Source organism: Mycobacterium liflandii, from assembly GCF_022354805.1.
In the GTDB taxonomy this organism is placed as follows: domain Bacteria; phylum Actinomycetota; class Actinomycetes; order Mycobacteriales; family Mycobacteriaceae; genus Mycobacterium; species Mycobacterium marinum.
The window spans coordinates 1,890,668-1,916,618 of the sequence record NZ_CP023138.1 but is presented as its reverse complement, the minus strand read 5'-3'; the positions used below and the strand labels follow the sequence as shown (position 1 = coordinate 1,916,618).

Annotated in this window: 19 protein-coding genes and 3 pseudogenes; 7 read left to right on the top strand and 15 right to left on the bottom strand. The window is 64.9% G+C overall.

Features of this window, described 5'->3' with window-relative positions:
- Positions 1-7 precede the first annotated feature (7 nt).
- From CKW46_RS08775 to CKW46_RS08755, 5 genes and pseudogenes are all read right to left on the bottom strand, one after another.
- Positions 8-1,228, bottom strand: coding sequence for a phytoene desaturase family protein (locus CKW46_RS08775; protein ID WP_015354769.1), 1,221 nt, complete (start codon positions 1,226-1,228; stop codon positions 8-10).
- 49 nt (positions 1,229-1,277) lie between these two features.
- A pseudogene (locus CKW46_RS08770) lies at positions 1,278-2,481 on the bottom strand (ISAs1-like element IS2404/ISMul1 family transposase).
- A gap of 286 nt (positions 2,482-2,767) precedes the next feature.
- Positions 2,768-3,088: a GNAT family N-acetyltransferase gene (locus tag CKW46_RS08765; RefSeq protein WP_252872740.1), complete on the bottom strand. Its 321-nt coding sequence runs from the start codon at positions 3,086-3,088 to the stop codon at positions 2,768-2,770.
- 27 nt (positions 3,089-3,115) lie between these two features.
- Positions 3,116-5,221 carry an aminotransferase class I/II-fold pyridoxal phosphate-dependent enzyme gene (locus CKW46_RS08760; protein ID WP_499019041.1) on the bottom strand — a complete coding sequence of 702 codons (2,106 nt, stop codon included), beginning with the start codon at positions 5,219-5,221 and terminating at the stop codon, positions 3,116-3,118.
- Positions 5,222-5,258: 37 nt separating this feature from the next.
- Positions 5,259-6,053 (bottom strand): acyl carrier protein, encoded by a 795-nt coding sequence (locus tag CKW46_RS08755; RefSeq protein WP_482053054.1) that lies wholly within the window; start codon positions 6,051-6,053, stop codon positions 5,259-5,261.
- 177 nt (positions 6,054-6,230) lie between these two features.
- On the opposite strand from CKW46_RS08755, the pseudogene CKW46_RS08750 reads away from it, so the two are divergent.
- Positions 6,231-7,434, top strand: a pseudogene (locus tag CKW46_RS08750) (ISAs1-like element IS2404/ISMul1 family transposase).
- Here the strand turns inward: CKW46_RS08750 and CKW46_RS08745 are convergent.
- The 7 genes from CKW46_RS08745 to CKW46_RS08715 all read right to left on the bottom strand — a co-directional run bounded on the left by CKW46_RS08745 (position 7,431) and on the right by CKW46_RS08715 (position 14,758).
- The gene (locus CKW46_RS08745; protein WP_499019039.1) at positions 7,431-8,510 is read right to left on the bottom strand and encodes an AMP-binding protein; all 1,080 of its coding nucleotides are present in this window, start codon (positions 8,508-8,510) and stop codon (positions 7,431-7,433) included. The pseudogene CKW46_RS08750 and the gene CKW46_RS08745 overlap by 4 nt on opposite strands.
- 760 nt (positions 8,511-9,270) lie before the next feature.
- Positions 9,271-9,819 (bottom strand): pentapeptide repeat-containing protein, encoded by a 549-nt coding sequence (locus tag CKW46_RS08740; RefSeq protein WP_041300074.1) that lies wholly within the window; start codon positions 9,817-9,819, stop codon positions 9,271-9,273.
- 8 nt (positions 9,820-9,827) lie between these two features.
- Complete coding sequence (locus tag CKW46_RS08735) at positions 9,828-10,430, bottom strand: GTP-binding protein (RefSeq protein ID WP_117436376.1); 603 nt, start codon at positions 10,428-10,430, stop codon at positions 9,828-9,830.
- Positions 10,411-10,797, bottom strand: coding sequence for a DUF742 domain-containing protein (locus tag CKW46_RS08730; protein ID WP_015354764.1), 387 nt, complete (start codon positions 10,795-10,797; stop codon positions 10,411-10,413). The genes CKW46_RS08735 and CKW46_RS08730 overlap by 20 nt, the downstream gene beginning before the upstream one ends.
- Positions 10,773-11,204, bottom strand: coding sequence for a serine protease inhibitor (locus CKW46_RS08725; RefSeq protein WP_011740748.1), 432 nt, complete (start codon positions 11,202-11,204; stop codon positions 10,773-10,775). The genes CKW46_RS08730 and CKW46_RS08725 overlap by 25 nt, the downstream gene beginning before the upstream one ends.
- Positions 11,201-13,936, bottom strand: coding sequence for an ATP-binding protein (locus CKW46_RS08720; RefSeq protein ID WP_240275051.1), 2,736 nt, complete (start codon positions 13,934-13,936; stop codon positions 11,201-11,203). The genes CKW46_RS08725 and CKW46_RS08720 overlap by 4 nt, the downstream gene beginning before the upstream one ends.
- A 216-nt stretch (positions 13,937-14,152) precedes the next feature.
- Complete coding sequence (locus CKW46_RS08715) at positions 14,153-14,758, bottom strand: class I SAM-dependent methyltransferase (RefSeq protein WP_011740750.1); 606 nt, start codon at positions 14,756-14,758, stop codon at positions 14,153-14,155.
- Positions 14,759-14,825: 67 nt separating this feature from the next.
- On the opposite strand from CKW46_RS08715, the gene CKW46_RS08710 reads away from it, so the two are divergent.
- Both CKW46_RS08710 and CKW46_RS08705 read left to right on the top strand, forming a co-directional pair.
- On the top strand, positions 14,826-15,290 hold the full coding sequence (locus tag CKW46_RS08710) for a tRNA (cytidine(34)-2'-O)-methyltransferase (protein WP_012393046.1): 465 nt from the start codon (positions 14,826-14,828) through the stop codon (positions 15,288-15,290).
- Positions 15,291-15,470: 180 nt separating this feature from the next.
- Positions 15,471-16,994: a PE family protein gene (locus tag CKW46_RS08705; protein ID WP_482053053.1), complete on the top strand. Its 1,524-nt coding sequence runs from the start codon at positions 15,471-15,473 to the stop codon at positions 16,992-16,994.
- A gap of 11 nt (positions 16,995-17,005) precedes the next feature.
- Here the strand turns inward: CKW46_RS08705 and CKW46_RS08700 are convergent, their stop codons facing one another.
- Positions 17,006-17,650 carry a nitroreductase family protein gene (locus CKW46_RS08700; protein ID WP_015354761.1) on the bottom strand — a complete coding sequence of 215 codons (645 nt, stop codon included), beginning with the start codon at positions 17,648-17,650 and terminating at the stop codon, positions 17,006-17,008.
- A gap of 32 nt (positions 17,651-17,682) precedes the next feature.
- Here CKW46_RS08700 and CKW46_RS08695 point away from each other — a divergent pair, with 32 nt between their 5' ends.
- Complete coding sequence (locus tag CKW46_RS08695; RefSeq protein ID WP_015354760.1) at positions 17,683-18,093, top strand: TIGR03667 family PPOX class F420-dependent oxidoreductase; 411 nt, start codon at positions 17,683-17,685, stop codon at positions 18,091-18,093.
- Between the two features lie 75 nt (positions 18,094-18,168).
- On the opposite strand, the gene CKW46_RS08690 is transcribed toward CKW46_RS08695, so the two are convergent.
- Positions 18,169-21,471: an error-prone DNA polymerase gene (locus CKW46_RS08690; protein ID WP_482053052.1), complete on the bottom strand. Its 3,303-nt coding sequence runs from the start codon at positions 21,469-21,471 to the stop codon at positions 18,169-18,171.
- A gap of 200 nt (positions 21,472-21,671) precedes the next feature.
- On the opposite strand from CKW46_RS08690, the pseudogene CKW46_RS08685 reads away from it, so the two are divergent.
- Positions 21,672-23,002 (top strand): annotated as a pseudogene (locus CKW46_RS08685) (wax ester/triacylglycerol synthase domain-containing protein).
- 51 nt (positions 23,003-23,053) lie between these two features.
- A complete protein-coding gene (otsB, locus tag CKW46_RS08680; RefSeq protein ID WP_015354757.1) occupies positions 23,054-24,226 on the top strand; it encodes a trehalose-phosphatase in 1,173 nt (390 codons plus the stop codon).
- 13 nt (positions 24,227-24,239) lie between these two features.
- Here otsB and CKW46_RS08675 read toward each other — a convergent pair whose 3' ends face one another.
- Complete coding sequence (locus CKW46_RS08675; protein ID WP_012393038.1) at positions 24,240-25,112, bottom strand: MaoC/PaaZ C-terminal domain-containing protein; 873 nt, start codon at positions 25,110-25,112, stop codon at positions 24,240-24,242.
- 95 nt (positions 25,113-25,207) lie between these two features.
- Between CKW46_RS08675 and CKW46_RS08670 the strand changes: the two genes are divergently transcribed.
- The gene (locus CKW46_RS08670) at positions 25,208-25,921 is read left to right on the top strand and encodes a histidine phosphatase family protein (protein ID WP_015354756.1); all 714 of its coding nucleotides are present in this window, start codon (positions 25,208-25,210) and stop codon (positions 25,919-25,921) included.
- Positions 25,922-25,951: the final 30 nt, after the last annotated feature.

Below are 25,951 nucleotides of genomic sequence, written 5' to 3'. Positions count from 1 at the left end.
CAGATCCTCATCGGCGCAACTGCTTGATGGCCAGATCCGCCGCCATCTTTCCGGACAGGCACGCCGCGCCGGCGTGTTCGCCGGCGGGACCGACTGAGGTACCGATGAAATAGGTGTCGCGCGCCGCGTCGTAGCTGGGTAGGCCGGCAAAGCCGGTGGGCGGGACAAAGGGGCTCGGCGCACTGTGCAGGCCGAGTCGGCTCGCGTACTCGACTGGGCTCAGGAACCGCTGATACATCAGCGCGTCCTTGAATCCGGGCAGATCTTTGTCGATCGTTGCCACGGCATGGGCGGACAAGTCCTGGCGTCGCCGCGCGGATGGATCACCCTCACCCCGTGGTAGTGGAATGAAGGCGTTGATCGTGTAGTGGTCGCGCGGTTGCGGCAGATCGGATCGAAAGATGTGAAAGCTTGGCCGCGAAATGGGTTGCCCGGCATCGAGTTTGCGGAGTTCTTCGCCGATGTCCTGCTGCAGCCAGGCGATGGTGTGATAACCCCGGGGATAGGTAAAGCCTTTGCGAACCGCAAAAAGCAGCACCGCGAACTCCATCCCGGCCTTGGTGGTTTTCGGGAACTCGCTCCAACGCCCGGCACTGGATAGGACGACTCGCGCAGGGACCAAGGCGTCCGAGGTATGAACGCGCTTTTCGGCCCCGACGCGCTCGACTTGCGTGCTGTGACAACCAAGCCACAGCTCGCCTCCGAGCGCCTCGAAGCGTTGGACCATGGCCGCGATCATCGCGGCCGGTCCGCCGACCGGGGTATAGCTCTTCTGGTAGCGGTAGCCGAGTTGTTTGGAGTAGGCCTGGCCCACCTGCTCGACCGTCAGGTCATCGGGGGAACGCAGCAGCGCATACGCGAGGATAGCAGCGGCCGCCATCAGAAGCCGGTCTTGAACTGCGCCGTCGATCAGTTGGCCAAGCGTTCGGCCCGGGCCCTTGCGTACGGTTCGGAATGCCGAGAAAAGCGCGGGCAGGCGCCGGGCCACCGTTGCCAGGGTTGGCAGGGTTGGCGGCATTTCAATGCGGTGTTCGCCGAGATGGAATCGCGCCGCGGGCGTGCGGAACTCCGTGCCGACGCCCAGCTCCTCGAGGTGGCGGACCAATCCTCCACCGAAGTCGTTGCAACCGGTGACGAACTCATATCCGTCCAGGGTGAACGTCCCGCACAGCCCGCCGGGAACTTCGCGACGCTCGACGACGAGAGTGCGAATGACATTGCGCTGCAAGTTGATGGCTGCGGTCAGACCAGAAATGCCAGGGCTCCGGCGTTGTTGATTAGCAGGCTTGTGAGCTGGGGAATTGTGGATTGAGGAGGTCTAGGCGACGGTTGGCGGTCAAAGCGGTGATCCGGCAGGCTTCGGCGATGTTGTCGGCGCCGTTGAGGCGGTGCAGATTGATCGCGGTGTTGCGTAGCGTTGCTAGGACCTGTGCGCCGTTTCCGGTATGTGCCCTTTGACGGTCTTCGTCGAAGGTGACGTCGCGTATCCAGTGCAGGCTGTTCTCGATTCCCCAGTGTTGACGCATCCAGGTCATGATCGCGGTAGGGCGGGCGTGCTCGAACGGCAGGCTGCAGATGGCATAGACCACCTCCACGCTGCGCTGGTCGGTGGCGGTGATCAAGCGTTCACGAGTGATCCGGATGATTTGTTTTGCGTAGGGGAAGCCGATTCCTCGTGCAGCGGTGATGATTTGCAGGGTGCGGGTCTCGACACGGCCGTGGCCGCGGGAGTCGTCGGTAGCGGCTGCGGGCACCTCGGCCCAGGGCAGCGCGGTGATACGCGCAAGTATTTTGGCTTGGTTGGACTTGACGATCATCAGGTAGTGCGACTTCAAGGTGGCGCAGATCAACTTCGCGGTGACGACCTGGGTATGCATCGCATCCACGGTGACCAGCCACCGCAAGCTACCCGGCAGCAGCGTGAGCAGGGCACGTACGCAGGGAATTTCATTGCTTTTCTCGGCGACAGCGAGTTGACCGAGCACCAATCGGGCACGGTGGGTGAACACCGACACGAGATGCGTGGCTGTCGCTTTGGCGCGTAAAGGCACCACGCAGCATCTTGCCGTCCAACGCGATCGGCACCAATCCACTGGGGTCGCTGCTGGCCACGTGTGCAGTGAAGTAACTGCCCATCCTGGCGTTGAGGTCGGCGGGGTCTAGCCGAGACAAAACAGCGCGGAAGGTCTTCTCACTGGGCCGCCGGAACCGGACCCCTAATTAGGCCAACACATCATCGGGAGCGGTGGCCGCCCATGTAGCAAAACCAGCATAGCCGCACATCCCCGCGGCAGTGGCCAGAACCGCGATCGCCAACAAAGCCATCAGCGAATACCTCCGACCGCGTGGGTCCCTCGGGTCCGGCACCGAGACCAACACATCGAGAAACTCCGATCCGATGAGCTCGCTACGCTCACCAGGACTCCAGCGGTCGAACACCTCTGGAACCGACGACACAGGCAATACTGAAACGGTAGGCACGGGCAACTCCAGACCAACGACGAACAGTAACCAACTCGATCGTTCTCCAGATAGCCCGTGCCTACACTCCGGCCCCAATAGCGCGGCACCAAAGATCATCAACCCAGCTCACAAGCCTGCTAATCAACAACGCCGGAGCCCTGACTCCGGCCCCAATAGCGCGGCACCAAAGATCATCAACCCAACTCACAAGCCTGCTAATCAACAACGCCGGAGCCCTGCCAGAAATGCCACTACCAATCACCACGGCGTCGAATTGAGGGGGCATCCGGATCTTGGCATGATATTACTGAGTAACCGCGGCCATCGCCGCCATTACATCCATGGCAAACGTGTCCCGGGTTTGATGGTAGGCCACCTTTTCCGTCTGATCCGCCCCGACCTTCTTTTTCTCTTCGTCGGACGACAGTCCCAAGCTGACGTGCTCGTACCCAAGCAATCGGGCACGCCGCACCGTCTGGTACATGGCCTGGCGGTAAACGCCGAATTTGCGATTGTATTCGTAGTCGATTCCCACAATTACCCAGTGATAGCCCAGCTTGCCGCGGTAATTCCACGAAACAGCTACTGGAAGACGTTCCGCCCGGTCATCGTAGTCCGCCTTCAAACGTAGCACTACGAATTCCCAATTTTCTTACGCCACCAACGATTTCAAAATGTGCGACGGATATTGGAATATTTTGATGCTCAAGTTGCGCTTCGCCACGTTCAGATACAGGCGGTATGCCCACTCCTGCTCCTCGGGCGACAACTCGGATTTCGTCTCCACTTCGTACATATGCTCGTACGGAATGAACTCCTGCCGCATGTGCCGTCTTCTGCGCGTGCTCGGCAGCGCCTGCAGAAACTCATCGCGGGTCTCCCATCGCATGTTTTCGATGGCGTTACTCAGGGGCATATCAATCTTCACGAAGCCTCCGTCGGTAAGCACTTGACGGATATCATCGTCGGCAGCGTCGAAGTCGCGTAGCAGTAGCGCCGTAGCGTTGCGTTCCCGCTGCCGCACGAGCACGTGACCGAGGAGAAATCGGATTACCTCCGGCCAATCCTCGCGACTGCGATCCACGTAGAGATGCTGCCCCTCGGAGAGCAAGCACCCCATGCCCATCGTCCGGCTGGTGAGATACATCGGATCCTGTTTCCGCTTCTCCTCAATTTGGGCCGAGATCGAGGCCTGGGCGAAAATATCATCCTTATACACCGAGGTGGTAAAGAACGTCGCCAATAACGGCCGCCCCGAACCGTCCCGCACAATAAAGTAGTCGAAGTCCCAGCCTTCTTCTGGCCGTGTTCGGCCACCAAACGCCTGCTCCAATGCCAGGCAACCGGCGGCGTCAAAAATGCCAGCACTGCCGAGCAGGCTGTTCCATTCGTCAGCATCAATTTCTCGGATGCTCGTGGCATGGTCCAGTCGATGCGTAGTTTCGCGCGTCGAATGGGCATGGGATGCCCCATTGATCTTGTGCGTCGGCGGCTCCAGACCGAATTGTCGCCGAACGTCCGCTTCGCTCACGCACTCGTCCTTCAAACCGGCCCGAAAATTCCGTGCGACCGCCGCAACAAACTGCTCAATGTCATCGGACTCCAGCTGCCGCTGGATGGTGAATCTCAGTCCGGTGTTCTTGACCGGAACCACGGGAAATGTACTGAGGTTGCAGTAGTAGCCATCATCGAGCATCCGCTTGACCACATTAATGCCCAGCTTCGGGGTACCGAGACAGACAAAATTAATCGGCGTATGTGTATCGGAGAGAATCGGAAGGTCGTATTCCTGGAGCAGCGCACTGCAGCGGCTGATATTGTCCGCCAACGCCCGCTGCATATCGTAGATTTCGCCGCTGAGATGAATGCGGGCACAGGCGATCGCGGCCCCTGTCACCGGCGGTGACAACGGGTGTGAGTAGCTGAACGCCCCCCCCCCCCCGAACATCCGCACCTTACGTTGTGCCTCGGCATTGGGGAAGACCGCAAATCCCCCGGTACAGCCGAAACCCTTGGCCAGAGTGGAGACAAGGATGGTGCGCGGGTGCATGCCGAAGTCACCATAAACACGTCCGGACCCATGGGTGCCATACCAACTCATCCGGTGCGCATCATCGATGTAGAGATGCAGCTGTTCGTACTCATGCATCAATTCATGAAGTTTCAGCATGGGCGCGACATCACCGTACATGGAATAGACGCCGTCGATCAGGTACCAGATTTTGCGGCGCTTGTTGCCAAATTCCTTCAGCTTGTCCTCGAGCATGTCGAGATTGCTATGCCGAATCATCTCGACCGGAACGCCTTTAGCTCGCGCAATATTCGCCGCGTGCTGCACACTGAAGTGGACGCTTTGATCGAGGATTATCGCATCGTTGGCCGTAAGAAGCGTCGGCAAGATGGAGATATGACAGGCGGAGGTGGAAGAATAGACCAGGACGGGTTTGTCGTCATAGATTTTGCTCAGGTCGTGCTCTAAAACCTCATTGATACCCGCAGACAAATAGCCGCGTGATACCGAGAACTGCAGGCCATAGCGATCCAAGAAGGCGAACCCCACCTCCTTTAACCTCGGATCCTGCCCCAGGCTCATGTAGCTGCAGGTGCCAAAGTTCAGTAATTTGCGTACACCAATTTCGAGATGCCTCTCGATGGGCACGTCGGTGTCGGTAACAAAGTACATGACACCGCGATTTTTCGCATCCGTGAGTATTTCATCGACGACATCGTAGGGATCTTGGTGGCGGATCTGCGCCATCGATTCCTCCTGGAGAAGATGTGTGATTTCTAATTGACTAGTTGGCGAGCGTATCCACGAGATCTCTGATGGTCAGGAGCGGCAATATTTCCATCGGGACTTCAATGTCCCAGTCGGCCTTGATTTTCTTAGCCAAAGCTGCGCCATCGATGGAATCAAAACCATAGGCGGCTAGATTGTTGCCGCTCTCCAGTTCTTCGGGACTCAGATTCAACAGCTCGAGGAGGTACTGCTCCATCGCGCGATACTTTGGCGATCGCGCGCCACCATCAGGTTGCTGCGGCGTCGGCGATATCGTCGCGGTACTGACACGGTCGCCGAGAATCGGCAGCTGATCGATCAACAGCAGCTGTTTGCACAGTTGCCGCTGGATCTTGCCACTGGAGGTCTTGGGAATGGCGCCGCGGGCCAAGAGAACCAGCCGGTAGGGCACCACCTCGTGGTGGCTGATGATGGCCTGAAGAATCGAGTCCATCGCACTTTCCAGGGTGTCTTGCGCCGGATCGTCTGCCGCGATTTCCGCGGCGACGCCCAGTCGCTCTTCACCATCGACCTCCAGCGTGAAGGCGGCGCAGTATCCGGGCCGGATCGCGGGGTGGGATTGCTCGACCGAGAATTCGATGTCTTGCGGGTAGTGGTTGACTCCGCGCACGATCACCAGGTCCTTCAGCCGACCCGTCACGTACAGGTCGCCATCTTGCACAAAACCCAGGTCGCCCGTACGCAAGTACTGTCCTTGGCCCGCGACGTTGCCGAAGCAGTCTTGGCTTGCGCCGGCACCGTTGAAGTAGCCCCGGCTGATATTGGGCCCCCGCACCCAGATCTCGCCCACTTCGTCGGCAGCGCATGGCTGTTGGGTCTGCGTCCAGGGCTCCGGCGTTGTTGATTAGCAGGCTTGTGAGCTGGGTTGATGATCTTTGGTGCCGCGCTATTGGGGCCGGAGTGTAGGCACGGGCTATCTGGAGAACGATCGAGTTGGTTACTGTTCGTCGTTGGTCTGGAGTTGCCCGTGCCTACCGTTTCAGTATTGCCTGTGTCGTCGGTTCCAGAGGTGTTCGACCGCTGGAGTCCTGGTGAGCGCAGCGAGCTCATCGGATCGGAGTTTCTCGATGTGTTGGCCTCGGTGCCAGACCCGAGGGACCCACGCGGTCGGAGGTATTCGCTGATGGCTTTGTTGGCGATCGCGGTTCTGGCCACTGCCGCGGGGATGCGCGGCTATGCTGGTTTTGCCACATGGGCGGCCACCGCTCCCGATGATGTGTTGGCCCAATTAGGGGTCCGGTTCCGGCGGCCCAGTGAGAAGACCTTCCGCGCTGTTTTGTCTCGGCTAGACCCCGCCGACCTCAACGCCAGGATGGGCAGTTACTTCACTGCACACGTGGCCAGCAGCGACCCCAGTGGATTGGTGCCGATCGCGTTGGACGGCAAGATGCTGCGTGGTGCCTTTACGCGCCAAAGCGACAGCCACGCATCTCGTGTCGGTGTTCGCCCACCGTGCCCGATTGGTGCTCAGTCAACTCGCTGTCGCCGAGAAAAGCAATGAAATTCCCTGCGTACGTGCCCTGCTCACGCTGCTGCCGGGTAGCTTGCGGTGGCTGGTCACCGTGGATGCGATGCATACCCAGGTCGTCACCGCGAAGTTGATCTGCGCCACCTTGAAGTCGCACTACCTGATGATCGTCAAGTCCAACCAAGCCAAAATACTTGCGCGTATCACCGCGCTGCCCTGGGCCGAGGTGCCCACAGCCGCTACCGACGACTCCCGCGGCCACGGCCGTGTCGAGACCCGCACCCTGCAAATCATCACCGCTGCACGAGGAATCGGCTTCCCCTACGCAAAACAAATCATCCGGATCACTCGTGAACGCTTGATCACCGCCACCGACCAGCGCAGCGTGGAGGTGGTCTATACCATCTGCAGCCTGCCGTTCGAGCACGCCCGCCCTACCGCGATCATGACCTGGATGCGTCAACACTGGGGAATCGAGAACAGCCTGCACTGGATACGCGACGTCACCTTCGACGAAGACCATCAAAGGGCACACACCGGAAACGGCGCACAGGTCCTAGCAACGCTACGCAACACCGCGATCAATCTGCACCGCCTCAACGGCGCCGACAACATCGCCGAAGCCTGCCGGATCACCGCTTTGACCGCCAACCGCCGCCTAGACCTCCTCAATCCACAATTCCCCAGCTCACAAGCCTGCTAATCAACAACGCCGGAGCCCTGTGTCTGCGTCGAGACAATGGCCAGCTCCACTTCGGGGCCCGCCGGACCGCAGCAAACGACCTCCGTCAAAGGCGTTGCGGCAACGTCACATTCCACGACCCGGCCCTCGTTGAGCTGGCGCTGGTCCAGCGTCAATGTCTTGACTGCGGGCCCGCGCCAGCCGGTCACGAACACCGTGGCTTCGGCCAGACCGTAACCGGGCCGAAGGGCATCCGGCCGCAGCCCGAACGGGGCAAACGCGGCCAGGAAACGGCGCATCGTCTCCGCCCGCACCGGCTCAGCGCCGCAGTTCAACGCCTTGACGCTACGCAGGTCCAGCCCCTCGCGCTGAGCCGGCGTGCTTTGCTCCACGCAGAGATCGAAGGCGAAGTTGGGCGCGCCGCTGTTGGTACCGCGGTACTGGGTGAGGCAGCGAAGCCAACGCAGCGGGTCCTGCACAAAGGCGGAGGGGGGCATCGAAACCAACGTGGCCCCCAGGTAGAGCGCTTGTAGCGCCATGAAGATCAGCCCAAAGTCATGATACTGAGGGAGCCAGGAGACAAGCAACTCATTTTGGTCTTGTTCCCAATGCCGCTCGATCTGGTGGGCATTGGACAGCAAGTTGGCCTGGGTGAGCATCACCCCTTTGGGCTGCCCGGTCGAGCCAGAGGTGTACTGCAGCAGCGCCGCGCTCTCGGGCGCATACCGCGGGGGTTGCCAGTCGGCCCGGTCGGCGCTGGCGTCGTCGGTGTTCAGCCAGGTCAGCTCCGAAAGCCCGTCGGGCAGAGTGCGCACGTTTGATTGAGAGTCCACCGACGGCAGGTCGGTCAAGAAGACGCGCGCCTGTGCATCTCGCGCAATGGCCTGCAGTCGCAGCAATGCCGGCCCCGACTTGTTCATATTCGGAACCGGCACCGGCACCGCTACCGCGCCGCTGTACAGGCAGGCGACCAGCCCCACTGTCATCTCGATGTTGTCGCGACTGGCCAGGATCACCCGCTCGCCTTGCGCCCCCCGCGCCTGCAGCACCGCCGCCAGATGGGCGGCGCGCGCGTGCAGCCCTTCGTAGCTGATCACCGTGCCGGGCCCCTCACCTCGGGGCAAAAAGCGCACCGCGTCGGTGGCCGGGTTGGCCTGTATGGCGCACATGACGGCCTCGGCGGCCGTCCGATCTTTGGCTGTCGGTCTCGACATATCTGCTCATTTCTCTGCGGTTGGAGTGTGGCGCCGCCAGCACTACCTTCGAGCGGCTCTACGCTCGAGATCACGAGATTTCCGAACCACCGCGCCGGAGCCGATCGGGTCTGGGCGACAACCGATTTCGGCGAAATGTCTGGCGGCGTTTCCGGCTAGGCCAGGCGAGCGGGCAGTGCCCGTAGGGTGGGCAACACATCAGCACGCCCCGTTGAGTCGAATTGCGGGTGCCGCGATTCGGATCAGTGGTGCGCGGGGCCCCGTATCCACACCGGGGCGAAACCGCCATCGTGAATCGCCCACGCCAACACCCGGTGGTAAAGCCCAAAGACACTACGGGAGAATGCATTCCAGCAGCTCCCGAACAAACCTGCAACGACCCCAATCCCCATGCGTATGGAGTTAACCGCACCAGGATTGACACTGTCAAGCGATGTGAAAGAACTTGAGGATCCCGCACGTTGCGCCACGGTCTCCGCGTCCTCGTAATGGTCAGACTTTCGCTGCGGACAACCATGTTTCACATCCGGGCGGCCGGAGCACGTCTCAAAATTGAGATGAACCGGTGTCCGGCAGTGGCGACTCGCACCCATTGGCGTTTCGTGCGCTCGCCCCAAGGACGGCCCCGGGCCGTCCGGTGAGGTCACGAGTCCAGGCGAAGGCCGTGCGCCAAGGCGAAGGACAACGCTTGCGGCACGTCGATACGCGCACCCGCCAACGAGGCGCTTCGCCACAACGACGGGTCCAGGTTCACACCGCGCAGATCCGCGTCGTCGAGCTTGGTGCCGTTGGTGCGTGCCCCACGTAGGTCGGCGCCGCGCAGCACACTCTTGCGCAAGTCGGTCTCGACCAGGCTGGCCTCGCGCAACCGGCAGCCACTCAAATCGACGCCCCGCAGGTCGTTACCGCCGAGCACCGCCAGGGTGAAGTCGACCTCGTCGAGAACCAACGGCCGCATCCGGCAGCTGACGAACACCGAGCCCAGCATGCTGCATTGGGCAAATGTGCTGTGCCACAGCGTGGTGCGCTCAAAGCTGCAGTTGCGAAACGCTGACCCTCGGTGTTCGGATTCGGTGAGATTGACTCCGCCGAAGTTGCATTCGCTGAACACAACTCGTTCGGTGCGCAGCCGGCTCAGATCCTCGTCGCGAAAGTCCCGGCCGGTGAATTCGCAGTCGACCCAATGCTCCACTTGCGGTTTCAAGGACGCTGGCCGCCTGCTGCTGTCAGGCTGGCCAATGCGTATTCGCTCAGCGCGATCAGCGCGTCGGTGGCTGACCTGCGGTCGCGGGCGTCGACGGTGATCACCGGTACCTCGGCCCGCAACATCAGCGCTTTGTGCACCTCGGCAACGGGATACTTTTGCGCACCGTCGAATTCGTTGATCGCAATCAGGAATGGCAGGTTGCGGTGCTCGAAGAAGTCCACTGCGGCGAAGCTGTCCTGCAGCCGACGACAGTCGACCAGGACAATCGCGCCGATAGCGCCGCGCACCAGGTCGTCCCACATGAACCAGAACCGGCGCTGGCCCGGGGTCCCGAACAGGTAGAGCACCAGGTCCTCGCCCAGGGTGATGCGGCCGAAGTCCATGGCGACTGTCGTGGTCCGTTTGTCCGGGGTGGCCTCGAGCATGTCGACACCGACCGACGCATCGGTAACCATCGCCTCGGTGCGCAGCGGCATGATCTCCGAAACCGCGCCGACGAACGTGGTCTTGCCGGACCCGAATCCGCCCGCAACGACGATCTTCGTCGATGCGGTGCCGCGCGCCGCAGAGTGCGCCTCAGAGTGCTTTAAGGCCACGCAGGGTCCTTCCTATGAGTTCGTGGCGCTCATCGCGGGTCGAACGCTCGGTCAAGGTCGCATGCACCCGAAGGTAATCGGAGGTGACCAAATCACCCACCAAGACTCGCGCGACACCCACTGGCAGATCCAGACGGGCGGAGATTTCCGCCACCGAAGGACTGGTGAGGCACAACTGGACAATCCTGCCCCGCACGTCGCTGGGTTGCCACCGGCGCGCCAGACCCGCGCGCGATGTCTGCACCGGCGCTTCCAACGGAAGGTCGATGTCGGTTCCGGTACGGCCGGCCGTCAGCGCGTACGGGCGGACCAGGCTGGCCTCCCGCGCGGCTTCCGGCGCGGCTAGCGGCGGGTCGCGTCTGTCCATTGCGGCGCGGGCCTCGCGCGGCGGGAGGACTGCACGACGCTGCCGACCCGCTCGGCCAGCAGCGCCATTTCGTATCCGATCTGGCCGATGTCGCATCCGGTCACCGCCAGCGCCGCCAGATGCGAGCCGTCACCGACGCGCATCAGCAACAGAAAGCCGTTCTGCATCTCGACCACCGATTGCAGCACCTGTCCGCCCTCGAACAGCTGGGCGGCGCCGCTGGCCAGGCTGGACAGCCCGGAAGCCACCGCGGCCAGCTGGTCGGCGCGCTCGCGCGGCAAGTACTCGCTGGCGGCGACGGGAAGACCGTCGACCGACACCAACAAGGCGTGTGCCACCCCGGGAACCTCACGGGCGAACTTGGACACCAGCCAGTCCAGCGGGCTGTCCGACAAACGGGTGTTCATTGTTGATCCGGTTCCTGACTGGCTCTATGGGCATGTGCCCGTCCAGTGTGCACACCGCCGAAATGACTGCTCATGGATGCCCGAACCGCATTGGGGTCACGCATGGCGGCCGTGTGCTGGGCGGGCTGATCGGGTGGTAGTCCGCGGTCGGACGCCGGCGGCCGATCCGCCTCGTCCTGAGTGGGCTCGTCGGAGTCGGCGGCACCCGGCACCAGCCGAGCACCCGGGGTACGCACCGGCAGGCCGTGATCCGTCCGGGACTGCACCGGTGTTTCCTGGGCCTCGGCGGCCGCCGACCAGCCGCGGTCCCATACCGACCGCCAATCCAGGTCGGCGCTATTGGCCAGCTCATGCGGATCACTGGTCATCTCGGACAACATTTTTTGGTAGATCGAGTCGTCGCGGACGGGGTCGGCCGGTGCCGACTGCGGCCCGGGTTTGACCGAAGGTGCCGGTTCATCGGGCCCCGCGCCGGCGGCCGGCGATCGCCTGGCAAAAAATGCGGCGGTGTCGGATTGTTGCGGCGCCGCTTGTTCCGGTCGCCCCGCGGGTTGCGCGGTTTCCCACCAGGGTGTCTTCAGCTCACGGCGGCGCCGTGGCGGCTGCTGTTGTTCGGGCTGCTGGCCGGGGACGTCGGCAATGCCACTAGATCCGGGATTGCGCCGCGGCAGCAAACTGACCGGGGGAAGCGGTGGGACGGCGGTGCTGTCGCCGGTGGGCGCGGACCCGGCGGCATCCGGCGCGGGGGCAGGCTCCGAACTCGGAGGTCTGACCACAAACGCGCTCCGCTGCGGCGGCTGACCGGCCGCGGATCCCGGCCGCTGGCCGTCCACCAAGACGGTCCGCGGCAGGTAGACCTCGGCAGTGGTGCCGCCGCCGGCCTCCCCGGTTGACGGGCCGCGCAACCCCACCCGAATCCCGTGCCGCGCAGCCAACCGGCCCACCACAAAAAGGCCCATGTGTCGAGCGTTGGCGGGAGTCACCTCGCCACCGGAGTGCAGTCGCATGTTGGCCATGCGCCGATCCGACTCGGTCATGCCCAGCCCGGAGTCCGCGATCCGCAGCAGGACCCCTCCCTCACTGCCACGCACCGCCGATACTCGAACCGGCGCGGTCGGCGGCGAATAGTTCAGCGCGTTGTCGATCAACTCGGCGAGAAGATGAATCACGGCACCCGCCGCGGCACCGATCACCGTGCAGTCGGCCACTCCCCCGGTTTCGACGCGCCGGTAGTCCTCGACCTCGGAGACGGCGGCGCTGATCACTGTCAACAGCGGCACCGGCTCACGGTGGTCACGCGAAATCTGCGCACCCGCCAGCACCAGCAGGTTCGCACTGTTGCGACGCAGCCGAGCGGCCAGGTGATCCAGCCGGAACAGGGTGTCGAGGCGGTCGGGATCCTCCTCGTTGCGCTCCAGCCCGTCGATGAGCGACAACTGCTGATCCACCAGGGACCGGCTGCGCCGCGACATGGTCTCGAACATGTCGTTGACTAGCGATCGCAGTCGCGCCTCGTCCCCCGCCAGCACCAAGACCTGGGCGTGCAGCTCATCGACCGCGTGCGCGACCTGACCGATCTCCTCGGTGGTGTAGACCGGCAGTGGCTCCGGAATCGGCTCGGCGCCCTCCCGCACCTTCGCGATCTCACCCTCGAGGTCGGTGTGAGCGACCTTCAACGCACCGTCGCGCAGCTGGCGCAGCGGCCGGACCAACGCACGCGCCACCAGGAGCACCACGACCACCGCGACCAGGATGGCGCCCAACACCAACACGGTGTCGCGAATCGCGGCGTCACGCCGAGCGCTGGCCCTGGCCTGCACCGCCTTGGTGACCGACTCGGTGGCGTCGTTGATGACCTGCTCGGCGATCCCGCGGGTGATCTGGATCGACTGCAGCAGCTGGGGGTTACCCGCCAGCACGCTGTCCGGATCCGAGATGATCGCCATCCGGGTCACCATCTGCTGGTGCAGGGTCTTGGCGTCCGGTGAACCGACGCCGAGCACCTCGGTCATTCCGAACAGCGTCGAAGGTTCGGTGCCGGCGAGGGTGATCATCGAGTTGCGCAACTGCGCCTCGGGAGCTTCAGCGCCGCGAGTCACCAGGATTTCTTGCAGGGTCATCTGCCCGCGGGCGCCGACGGCCCTGCTCAAACCCTGAACTTCGGCCCGGATCTGCTCGTTGTCGACGCGTACCGAGGCGTTGATGGCGTCCTCTGCCGTCAGCAGCAGCGGCACATAGGCCGTGACGCGATCGCGCAAACTGCTGGTGTTGGCCAGCGTCTGGTCCAGCAGCGCCTGCCCGCCGTTCAGCACGGAGTTGACCCCGGAGCGAACGTCGCTGAGCACGTTGGTGTTCGCCAACCTGGTCTGTAGCTCGTTTTTGCGGGCCGCGAAGTTCTTCTTGGGTCCCTCGACATCGCGTCCGGTGGAACTGGCCAGCAACGCGACATCGAGTGCCGACATGTACTTGGTGATGGCCGGTATGACGTCGGCACGAGCATCCGCCAGCCGCAGACCGCTGGAGTTGGCCATCCCGCCATGGATCCGCAATCCACCCAACACCATCGCCAGCAGCAGCGGCACCACCGCGATGGCGACGACCTTCCACCCCACCGGCCAGTTGCCCAACGACCAGGCGGGCGGGCGTTTGGGTGGAGCAGATTCGGCGCCGCTGGCAACGGGTGCGCCGGGGGCCGCCTCGACCGGTGTGGTCGGGCGGGCAAACATTGTCATGGGATTACGGCCGTGCTACCGGCCGCAGCCCCGATGTGTCCTGCTCGCACAAACCAGAGAACCATGCAAACTTCCCGCTTAATTTCGCCCGCCCGAACAGCTGGGCGCCAAGCAACGCCTGGCAATTCGACGAGTATGACAGCCCAGAGCCGTGGTCTCCATAATTGTTACCGAGCAGATAACCTCGGCCGCAACAGGCCCGCGGGCCGCCGGAGCCTAGGCCGGGCGAAGCAGCGCGACCAGGAAGTCGCAGTCATCGGTGAACGGTCGCAGATCCCAGGTGGATAGCAGCAGATCGGGCACCAACCCGGCGGCTTGCGCGTCGTCGAGGAAGTCGGCGAACGCGTAGTCGCGGCCCGCGCCGAAGCCGATCACCGCTCGGCCGTCGCTGCACAGGTGCGCACGTAGCCGGCCGAGCACTCGAGCCCGGGTGCTCGGGGCCAGGAATGTCATCACGTTGCCGGCGGAGACGATTACGTCGAACGGCTCGGCAATGCCGCGCGCGGGCAAGTCAAGCTCGGCGAGGTCGCCGACGAGCCACTGCGGGCCAGGATAATCCTGCTCGGCCGCTTCGATGAGCGCCGGATCGACGTCCACGCCGACCACCCGGTGACCGGCCGCGGCCAGATGACGACCCAACCGGCCGGGGCCGCAGCCCGCGTCAAGAATGTGGGCACCGCGCGGCGCGATCGAGTCCACCAGGCGTGCCTCGCCGACCAGGTCTTCGCCCGCGCGGGCCATGGCCCGGAACCGCTCGATATACCAGCGCGAATGTCCGGGATCGGCAGCAACCTTCTGCATCCAGATGCTCTGCTCGACCATGCGAGCATTATCGCCCGGGTGCGAGCGCTGGGCGTGGGCGGCCGGCTTAGCGGAAGGATGGCGTGTTGTGTTCAAGCTGCTATTCTACTCACCTCGCATCGCCCCCAACACGGGCAACGCCATCCGGACCGCGGCCGCGACCGGCTGTGAGCTGCATTTGGTAGAACCGCTGGGCTTCGATCTGTCCGAGCCCAAACTCCGGCGAGCCGGGCTCGACTATCACGACTTGGCCTCAGTCACCGTCCACGGCTCCCTCACGCAGGCGTGGGACGCACTGCTACCGGCGAGGGTGTTCGCCTTCACCGCCGGGGCCAGCGTCACGTTCTCCGACGTCGACTTCCGGCCCGGCGATGTGCTGATGTTCGGGCCCGAGCCCACCGGCCTGGACGCGGCGACGCTGGCCGACGCGCATATCACCCAACAGGTGCGTATCCCCATGCTGGCGGGCCGGCGCTCGCTGAATTTGGCCAACGCCGCGGCCGTCGCGGTGTATGAGGCGTGGCGACAGCACGGCTACCCGGGAGCGCTCTAGCGGCACGTCACGAGGCAGACCGGGCTGCAACCGGCCGGACTTCGACGCTCCGCCATCCGCCGACCTGTGAGTTTTCTGCCAATCAGCTACAGAAATCCCGTAAGGGAAATCGGGTGCCCCCAACCGCCTTACCGTGCGGGAAATTTCCGGCTCCGGATGTGACGTCCCGAAAGGACAGCAATGTCGTCAATAGCGGTATTCCCCGAGGCGGTATCGGCTGCGGCGGCTGACGTAGCAAACATCGGCCGGGCGCTGAGCGCGGCAAATGCGGCCGCAACGGTTCCCACCACCAACCTGCTGGCCGCCGGCACCGACGAGATATCGACGGCGGTGGCATCCCTGTTCTCCGGCCACGGCCAGGCCTATCAACGGCTCGCCAACCAGCTGATGGCCTTTCACGACCAATTCGCCCAAGCGCTCACCGCCGGCGCGAGCGCCTACACCGGCGCCGAGGCAACCAACGCCTCACCCCTGCAGACCGTGGAACAAAACGCCCTGGGCCTGATCAACGCGCCCACCCAAACCTTGCTCGGCCGCCCCCTGATCGGTGACGGCGCCGCCGGCACCGCCACCAACCCCAACGGCGGCGCCGGCGGCCTGCTCTACGGCAACGGCGGTGCCGGCGCGGCCGGGGGAACCGGCGGCAACGGCGGCTGGCTCTACGGAAGCGGCGGTGACGGCGGCACCGGAGGCAACGCCCTGGTCGCCGGCGGCACCGGAGGCAACGGCGGCGCCGGTGGACACGGCGGCAGCGGCCTAGCCGGCAACAGCGGCGTCAACCCCACCCCCACCCATGACACGGCCCTCAACGGCGCCGACGGCGACAGCAACATCTACGACGCCGCCACCAACACCGTCTCCGCGACCCCGGGCACCGACGGCACTCCCGGCGGAGCCGGTGTCACCGGTGGAAATGGCGGGGCCGGCGGCTCCGCCTCCCAACCCGTCACCAGCCTTACCGCGACCGCCAGTGACGGCGGCAACGGCGCGCAAGGCGGCCAGGGCGGTGCCGACGGTGGCACCAGTGGTGTCGCCGGCATCGCCGCCTCCTACAACGGTGTCGCCATCGGGGGCAACGGCGGCACCGGTACGGACGGCCTAGCCGGCAGCGGGGGCGGTTCTGGTGGCGCGGGAGGACGCGGCGGCTGGCTGATCGGCAACGGTGGTGCCGGTGGCGCCGGCGGTGCCGGTGATGCCGGCGGTAACGGTGCCATCGGTGGCGACGGCGGAGCCGCCGGCTTTACCGGCTCCAACAACGACAGCGCGGCCTCCACCTTGTACGGGGCCCACGGCGGCACCGGCGGTGATGGCGGCGCCGGCGGCACCGGTGGGCATGGCGGCACCGGCGGTGACGGTGGCGTCGCCGGCGCCCATGGCGGCAACGCCACGAGCGCGGTAGCGGCATTCGGTGGCGATGGCGGGGCGGGCGGCGATGCCGGTCATGGCGGCACGGGTGGCGACGGCGGCAACGGCGGCCAGGGAGCCAGCGGTGGCCGCGGCGGGCTACTGAGCGGCGCACAGGGCGTCACCGGAACCGTCGGTGACGGCGGTACCGGCGGTGACGGCGGTCTGCATGGCGCCTTCGGCGCGGGCGGCGATCCGGGCACCGGTGGCGGTCAAGGGTCTGATGGCAACCGCGGTGCCGACGGCCTCGGGGGCCCCGCCTTCGACGGCGCCCGCGGCGCCGACGGCAACCCGGGCTGACGCGGCGCCGACTACCAGCTGTTCCAGTGCGTCAGGCGGTCGGCGGGCAGCCGCTTGGCCGGGCGGAAGTCGGTGCCTTTGGTGTAGGCGATCGGGAACAGCCCGCCCTGGCTGTAGTCGTCGTAGGGGATGCCAAGGACGTCGGCTACCTGCCGCTCACCGTCGGCCAGCAGATGCAGTGTTGTCCAGCATGAGCCCAATCCGCGGGACCGTAGCGCCAGACAAAAGCTCCAGACCGCCGGAAACAGCGAGGCCCAGAAGGACACTCCGCCCAACGGCGATTTGTCTTCCCGGCCCTGGATGCACGGGATCATCAGGACCGGCGCCTCATGCATGTGCTCGGCGAGGTAGGTCGCGGAATCCCTGACCTTGCCCATCCGCTCACCCCGAGTGTCACCCTCGGCGTACTCGGGTGCCGGCATGCTCAGGTAGCTGCGGGCCCGGGCCAGGTAGACGTCGGCGATCGCCTTCTTCTTGTCCGCATTTTCGACAAACACCCACTGCCAACCCTGCGAGTTGGAACCGGTGGGCGCCTGCAGCGCCAGATCGAGGCATTCCATCAACACTTCGCGCGACACCGGCTTGTCGAAATCGAGTCGCTTGCGGACCGAGCGGGTCGTGGTCAGGACTTCGTCGACGGACAGGTTGAGGGTCATGTCGCGGAGATTACCCCCCTATATTCAGCTTCATGGGTATCGAACTGACTCAAGAGGTTTCTGGCAGGCTGGCCTCCGACCACTACGGGTGGCTGACCACCGTCGCCAAATCTGGACAGCCAGTGCCGCGACTGATCTGGTTCTACTTCGACGGAGCCGACCTCACGGTGTACTCGATGCCCAAGGCGGCCAAGGTCGCCCATATCCTGCAGCGCCCCCACGTCAGCCTGAATCTCTATTCCGACGGCAACGGCGGGGGCATCATCGTGGTCGGCGGGACGGCTGACGTGGCAGCCACCGATGTCGACTGCCGCGAAGACGAGCCGTACTGGGCCAAGTACCGCGACGATGCCGCGAAGTTCGGTCTGACCGAAGCGATGGCTTCCTACAGCACCCGACTCAAGATCACCCCGACCCGAGTGTGGACGACGCCGACGGGCTGAGGTTCGACTCGTCAAGGTGCGGGTCTGCACAACGACACGCCGCTTTGGCGGGCATTTTGCGCACGTTTGGGCGCACTAGCGGAAGTCACGGGAACGCGAGCCGACCGCCAGGCTGATGCGCCCCATCCGCTCCGCCACGACGGTGACTGCGCCACTGGCGTTTTGCACCTGACCACGGATGAGCAGTGCGGGCGCCGTATTCGCCAGTTTGCGATGCCGCATCCACACCCCCGGCGTACAGAGCACATTGACCATCCCGGTCTCGTCTTCCAGGTTGATGAACGTCACCCCCTGGGCCGTCGCGGGTCGCTGTCGATGGGTCACCGCGCCGGCGATCAGCACCCGCTCCCCGTCGGGCACCGAGAGCAGCGCAGCTGCGGCCAACACCCCCAAGGCGTCCAGGTCTGCTCGCAGAAACTGGGTCGGGTAGCTGTCCGGGGAGATGCCGGTGGCCCACACGTCGGAGGCGGCCAACTCCAGCTCACTCATTCCCGGCAGCGTCGGGATGTGCGATGACGAGCCCACCCCGGGCAACCGGTCCGGCCGTTGGGTGGCCGCGGCCCCGGCCGCCCACAGCGCCTCCCGCCGCGACATCCCGAAACAGCCCAGCGCTCCAGCCGTCGCCAGCGCTTCGGTCTGCGGCACGCTGAGCTGCACTCGCGATGTCAGATTCAGCAGGGAAGCGAACGGCCCGTTGTCGTTTCGTTCCGCGACCAGACTTTCGGCGAGGTCATCTCCGATATGGCGGACGGCTCCCAGACCGAGGCGGACCTGCATTCCGGCATTCTCCAGAGTGGCGTGTGCCAGGCTCGCATTGACATCGGGCCCGTGCACCAATACACCGTGCCGGCGGGCGTCGGCCACCAGCGACTGTGGTGAATAGAAGCCCATCGGCTGAGCCCGCAGTAACGCGGCGCAGAACGCCGCGGGGTGGTGCAACTTGAACCACGACGAATAGAACACCAGCGACGCGAAGGACAGTGCGTGGCTTTCGGGGAAACCGAAATTCGCGAACGCCTCCAGCTTTTCGTAGATCCGATCGATCACCTCGTCCGGGGCGCCATGCAGCGCGCGCATACCGTCGTAGAACCGGCCGCGCAGTCGGCGCATGCGCTCGGTCGAGCGCTTGGATCCGATGGCACGCCGCAGCTGGTCGGCCTCGGCGGCGGAGAAGCCCGCGCAATCGACGGCCAACTGCATCAGCTGTTCTTGGAAAAGCGGCACTCCCAGCGTCTTACGCAACGCCGATTCCATGGACGGGTGCTCGTAGACGACCGGGTCGATACCGTTGCGCCGCCGGATGTAGGGGTGTACCGACCCGCCCTGAATGGGCCCGGGCCGGATCAGCGCGACCTCTACCACCAGGTCATAGAACACTCGGGGCTTGAGTCTGGGCAACGTGGCCATCTGAGCCCGTGACTCCACCTGGAACACACCGACGGAATCGGCACGGGCCAGCATCTCGTACACCGCCGGTTCGGAAAGGTCCAGCCGGCCCAGATCCACTTCGATGCCTTTGTGCTCGGCCACCAGGTCTCTCGCGTAATGCAGAGCCGAGAGCATGCCCAGCCCGAGCAGGTCGAACTTCACCAACCCGATTGCCGCGCAGTCGTCTTTATCCCACTGCAAAACACTGCGATCGGTCATGCGCGCCCATTCCACCGGGCACACGTCGGCGATCGGGCGGTCGCAGATCACCATGCCACCGGAATGAATATCCATATGCCGTGGCAGATTCCGAATCTGGGCTGCCAGATCGATCACCTGCTCGGGAATGCCCTCGACATCGTCGGGCGTCGCGTTCCAGTGGCCGATCTGTTTACTCCAGGCATCCTGCTGGCCCTGCGAGAAGCCCAGCGCGCGAGCCATATCGCGCACCGCGCTGCGCCCCCGGTAGGTGATGACGTTGGCGACTTGAGCGGCATAGTCCCGGCCATATTTGTTGTAGACGTACTGAATGACCTTTTCCCGCTGATCCGACTCGATGTCGATATCGATGTCGGGCGGTCCGTCGCGCTCGGGTGACAAGAAGCGTTCGAACAGGAGCTCGTTGGCTATCGGATCCACAGCGGTGACACCGAGGGCATAACAGACCGCGGAGTTGGCCGCCGATCCCCTGCCCTGGCACAGAATGTCGTTACGTCGGCAAAACTGGGTGATGTCGTGTACTACCAGGAAATAGCCCGGGAAGTTCAGTTGTGCAATGACTTTCAGCTCATGCTCGATCTGGGCGTAAGCTTTCCTGGCCCGCGGCGACCGCTCGGTCGAACCGTAGCGCTCGCGGGCACCCGACATGACCAACGACCGCAACCAACTGTCCTCGGTGTGCCCGTCGGGCACATCGAACGGCGGCAGCCGCGGCGCGATGAGCGCCAGCCCGAACGCGCACTGCTCACCGAGTTCGGCGGCGGCGGTCACCACGTCGGGCCGCTGCGCGAACAGCCGGGCCATTTCCGCGCCGGAGCGCAGAAGCGACCCGCCCAGCGGCGCCAGCCACCCGGCCGCGGAGTCCAGGGACTGGCGGGCCCGGATGGCCCCCATCGCCATGGCCAGCCGGCTGCGCGCCGGATGGGCGAAATGCGCCCCGGTCGTGGCAACGACGCCAACACCAAAGCGGGGCGCCAGCCCGGCCAGCATCGCGTTGTTCTCGTCGTCGAGCGGGTGACCGTGGTGGGTTAGCTCGACGCTGACCCGGCCGGCCGTGAACCGGTCCACCAGATCGGCCAGCGCCCGCTCCGCCGCATCCGGCCCACCTTGACGAAGGGCTTGGCGCACATGACCTTTCCGGCATCCGGTCAGGATGTGCCAGTGCCCGCCCGCGGCCTCGGTCAGCGAGTCGAAGTCGTAGCGTGGCTTGCCCTTCTCACCGCCGGCCAGATGCGCCGCGGCCAGTTGCCGTGACAGCCGCCGATAGCCTTCCGGACCTCGGGCCAGCACCAGTAGATGCGGTCCGGGCGGATCCGGCTGCTCGGTGCGGGCCTCCGGCCCCAGCGACAGCTCGGCACCGAACACGGTGCGCACGCCGAGCCCGCTGGCCGCTTCGGCGAACCGCACCGCCCCGTACAGGCCGTTGTGATCGGTCAGCGCCAGGGCGCGCAGATCCAGGCGGGCAGCTTCCTCGACCAACTCTTCCGGCGTGCTGGCGCCATCGAGAAAGCTGTACGCAGAATGCGCATGCAACTCGGCGTATGCGATGGACGAGTCGACCCGGTTGGCGTCCGGCTTGGGCGCATACGTCTCGCGCTTGCGCGACAACGGACCGTCCCACCCGGCCTCGGCCGTGGGGCCGGCCGCATCCGGCACGCCGGCATGACGCGGCTTGCCATCCAGCACCCGCTCCATTTCCGCCCAACTCGGCGGGCCATTGCCCCAGCCCACACCCACAGCTTATCGAAAATATGTTCGAATGCCGAGGGGGGTCGGAGCGAGCGATCGCTCAGCATAAAAGTGAGACATATCACCGCTGTTAAACACATCTTTAACTGAAAAACACGTTCTTAACCTGGCAGGCCTATCGCGCCCAACGCATCGGGACAGATACTGGTACTGATTCACAAACTGACGGGTGAGGACTTGTGATAGCACAATTGACGACACTGGACGCTGGCCTGCGCAGGGCCCAAGAACCGGACTGGGACGCAAACCTGGCAATCGGCGCAGTCGCCGTGATCAACGGCGCCGTTCCCGACTTCGAACTTCTCAAAACGACTCTGGCACAGCGGCTTAGGTGAATCCCCCGGCACGCGCAGGTGCTGCGGACGCAGTGGATCGACCAACCCGAATTCGATTTTGACGCGCACATCCAACGGGCGGCGCTGCCCGGGCCGGGCGACGAAGCGGAACTGTTTCGGGCCATCGCACACGCCCTGGAACGCCCCCTCGACTTGGACCGTCCGCTCTGGGAATGCTGGGTAATCGAGGGCCTCGAGCACAATCGGTGGGCGATCCTGCTCAAGCTCCACCACAGCATGGCTGACGGTATTTCGGCGGTCCAGATCCTGACCAGACTCTGCGACGACGCCGACCACACCGGCGCAAATCATGTTGCCGTTAAACCGGTTCCGGATTCAGATGCGGGCGCGCGCAGCTGGCCGGACTCCCTGGCCACAAACATCGTCAAGGCGGCCGCGCGTGCCGTCAGCTGGCCCACGATGTGGTTGTCGTCGGCCGATTCGCCGATCACCATGCGCCACTACACCGCGGTTCGCTTTGCGCTCGCCGACGTGGACCGGGTGTGCCGCAAGTTCGGGGTAACCGCCAACGATGTTGCGCTGGCAGCCATCAGCGAGGGCTTTCGGACGATGCTGCTGCACCGCGGTGAACAGCCCCGCGCCGACTCACTGCGCACGCTGGAGAAACCCGCCAACCAGATCTCGGCCCTGCTGCCTTACCTGCCGGTCGACCAGAACGACCCGATCACCCGACTGCGCACCGTGCACAGCCAGCTGAACCCGGCCCCGGCCGCGGTCCGCACAAAATCCGCCAGTCTTGCCGATTACACGCCTCTTGCATTGTGCACCAAAGCTATTCAGACCTTGGTACGTCTCCCCAGCGAAGTGTCGTGACGCTGGCAACCGATGCACCAGCGCCGCGCCACCGGCTCCAGCTGATGGGACAACCGATGGAGCAGGTGCTGCCGATCCCGCCGACTGCTCTGCAGCTGAGCACCGGAGTTGCCGTGCTCTGCTACGACGACGAGCTGGTATTCGGTATCACCGCCGACTACCAGGCCGCGACCGACCTGCGACAGCTTGCCGCCGGTATCGAACGGGGGATGGCGCAGCTGGTGGCACTCAGCCAGGACTCCGTTCTGCTGTTCGGCAAAGATCGCCGCAAGCGCAGGCACCGTAGCCGGCCCGGCGGGGTGGCGGGGCGGACGTTGGTGTCGCCGGCCCGGGTGCGACGCTGACCCGAAGCGACCCGTAAGAGACGGCATTGCCCACCATGAGAAGGTGGGATTATGTCGGTCACCATCGACCCGCGCCGCCATGATGCCGTCTTGTTCGACACCGCATTGAACTCGACACAAGCACTGGTCCGGCAACTTCAGCAAGCCCGCGTCGGCACCGCCACCTTTGCCTCCGGCGGTGGCGGGCACGACGCCGCGATCCAGGCCCTGACCGAATCGGCCGACCGCGTCGGCGCGCGGCCCGGCCGCTGCGTGGTCATCACCGCAGACGCGGCGAGCGTAGCCGCCGCCCGCGACAGCGGATTCGCGCTGGTGATCGGGGTGGACCAGGCCGGGCACCGCGACGCGCTACCTGACCACGGCGCCGACACCGTCCTCGCCGATCTGGACGAGGTGCGGGTGCGCGCCGGCGACCGGCACATGTCCGAGCTTCCCGACGCATTGCAGGCACTCGGACGACCCGACGGCCTGACCGTGCCGCGGCCCGCGGTCTTCTTCGATTTCGATGGCACGTTGTCCGAGATCGTCGACGATCCGGATGCGGCCACGCCGACGGCCGGCGCCGTGGCGGCACTGCAACAGTTGGCCGCGCAGTGTCCGGTAGCGATACTCAGCGGCCGCGACCTCGCCGACGTATCCCAACGCGTGGGACTGCCCGGAATCTGGTATGCGGGCAGTCATGGGTTCGAGCTGACCGCGCCGGACGGAACGCATCACCAGAACGAGGCCGCCGCGGCGGCGATACCGGTGCTCGAACAGGCGGCCGCCCAGCTTCGCGACCGGCTCGGGTCCATCCCCGGGGTGATGGTGGAGCACAAGCGGTTCGGCGTGGCCACCCACTACCGCAATGCCGCCCGCGACCGGGTGGGCGAGATCGCTGCGGTGGTGCGTGCCGCGGGCCAGCGCGACGGGCTGCGGGTGACGACCGGCCGCGAGGTGATCGAACTGCACCCGGACATCGACTGGGACAAGGGCAAGACGCTGCGCTGGGTAATCGATCACCTGCCTGATCAGCGGGCCGCTCCCCTGGTGCCGATCTATCTCGGTGACGACATCACCGACGAGGACGCGTTCGACGCGGTAGGCCCCAATGGCGTTGCGATCATGGTGCGGCACAACGAAGATGGCGATCGCGCCACCGCCGCACTGTTCGCGCTCGAGAGTCCGGCTCGGGTTGCCGAGTTCACCGGACGGCTGGCGAGCCAGCTGTCGACGCTTGGGTGAAACGGCTGACGACTCAGCCCTGCACGTATTCCACCGCACCGTCATCGAGCACCACCCGGGCGTCGGACCCATCGGTGCCGGCCACCACGGTGCGATACACCGCCTTGCCCGGCTCGGTGCGCCAGATCAGCGTGGTCAGCGTTTCGCCGGGAAACACCGGCTTGGTGAACCGCGCGTCGATCGAGGTGATGTTGGCGGCCACCCCGCCGCCCAGCTCGGCCACCAGCGCCCGCCCCGCCACGCCGTAGGTGCACAGCCCGTGCAGAATCGGCTTGGGGAACCCAGCCAATTCCTTGGCGAACCAGGGGTCACTGTGCAGCGGATTACGATCGCCGGAGAGCCGGTAGATCAGTGCCTGGTCTTCCCGGGTCGGCAGGACAACCCGGGCATCAGGCTCGCGATCGGGAATTTCCGGTGCGGCCGGACGCTCACCTGGCACTCCCCCGAACCCGCCCGCCTGGCGAATGACCAGCGTGGTGAACGTCTCGGCGATCAGGGTTCCGGTTTCTGGATCGGTGCCACGGCCGCGCAGCATGATGACCGCGTTCTTGCCCTCGCCCTTGTCCTGGATGTCGGCAACCTCGGAGACCACCGACAGCTTTCCCGCAGCGGGCAGGGGCGCATGCAGGCGGATGCCCTGGGAGCCGTGCAAGAGCATGGCGTGGTTGAACGTGCCGATCTTGCCCGCCGCCCCGAATGCCGGGCAACAGATCACCGCGTAGGTTGGCAGCACCTGCTGCGCGATGTCGTGGCTGTTCTCAGTGGTGAACGACAAGTCGTCGATACCCGCGCCGACGCCCAGTGCGTAGAGCAGCGTCTCCCGGTCTTTCCACTCGAACGACATCGGCTCGGTCGTCGCGCCAACGGCACCCGGATCGATCGCCATGCGGGTCTCCTCTCGATTGGGAAATTCGAGCCTTTTCTGCAGTCAACCATCGCAAACCCTTCCCACCGGTGCGGTCGGCAGGGCAGGCTATCGCCATGGCCAAGCGCAGCATGATCTGGAACACCTCCAAAGTCCTAGCTCTACTCGCCACGGCAATGCTGCTCGGCGCCTGCGGCGGCGGAAGCCCCCAGGCCCGCAGCATCACGCTGACCTTCATTCGCAATGCACAATCGCAGGCCGACGCCGAGGGGATCATCGCTACCGAGTTGCCTGGAACCGGACTGAGCTCCGACGGTAAAGATCAAGCGCAGCAGCTGACCCATCAGTTTGGGCGCAGCGAATTCGACAGCATCTACACATCGCCGATGGAGGCCGCCCAGCAGACCGCCGCTCCCCTGGCCAGGGAGTTGAGCAAGCAAGCCGAGATCGTTCCGGGCCTGCAGTCCATCGATGCCGGCTGGTACAACGGCAAACCCGATTCGATGGCCGACCGCACCTACATGGTGGCGCCGGTCAGCTGGATCGACGGCAACGTCGAAGCCAGCATCCCCGGGTCAACCTCGGGCAGCGATTTCAACAGCCGATTCACCGGCGCCATCCGCAAGATCTACGACGGCGGCCACAACAAGCCGGTCGTGTTCTCCCAAGGCACGGCGATCATGGTGTGGACGCTGATGAACGTGAAAAACCCCAAGACCAACCTGCTCAACACCCATCCCCTACCGAACATCGGCCGCGTGGTGATCAGCGGCAATCCGGCAACCGGCTGGAAGCTGGTGGACTGGGACGGCATCCGTAACTTCGGCTGACCGGTTGACGGGTGCGGCCGCGGCCGCCAC

Coding starts and splice junctions, on each gene's coding strand:
- CKW46_RS08730 (WP_015354764.1), bottom strand. CDS start 10,797: ATGGACAGACGCGACCCGCCGCTAGCCGCGCCGGAAGCCGCGCGGGAG.
- CKW46_RS08700 (WP_015354761.1), bottom strand. CDS start 17,650: ATGACCCTCAACCTGTCCGTCGACGAAGTCCTGACCACGACCCGCTCG.
- CKW46_RS08705 (WP_482053053.1), top strand. CDS start 15,471: ATGTCGTCAATAGCGGTATTCCCCGAGGCGGTATCGGCTGCGGCGGCT.
- CKW46_RS08720 (WP_240275051.1), bottom strand. CDS start 13,936: ATGACAATGTTTGCCCGCCCGACCACACCGGTCGAGGCGGCCCCCGGC.
- CKW46_RS08760 (WP_499019041.1), bottom strand. CDS start 5,221: ATGGCGCAGATCCGCCACCAAGATCCCTACGATGTCGTCGATGAAATA.
- CKW46_RS08695 (WP_015354760.1), top strand. CDS start 17,683: ATGGGTATCGAACTGACTCAAGAGGTTTCTGGCAGGCTGGCCTCCGAC.
- CKW46_RS08675 (WP_012393038.1), bottom strand. CDS start 25,112: ATGGCGATCGATCCGGGTGCCGTTGGCGCGACGACCGAGCCGATGTCG.
- CKW46_RS08715 (WP_011740750.1), bottom strand. CDS start 14,758: ATGGTCGAGCAGAGCATCTGGATGCAGAAGGTTGCTGCCGATCCCGGA.
- CKW46_RS08670 (WP_015354756.1), top strand. CDS start 25,208: ATGGCCAAGCGCAGCATGATCTGGAACACCTCCAAAGTCCTAGCTCTA.
- otsB (WP_015354757.1), top strand. CDS start 23,054: ATGTCGGTCACCATCGACCCGCGCCGCCATGATGCCGTCTTGTTCGAC.
- CKW46_RS08725 (WP_011740748.1), bottom strand. CDS start 11,204: ATGAACACCCGTTTGTCGGACAGCCCGCTGGACTGGCTGGTGTCCAAG.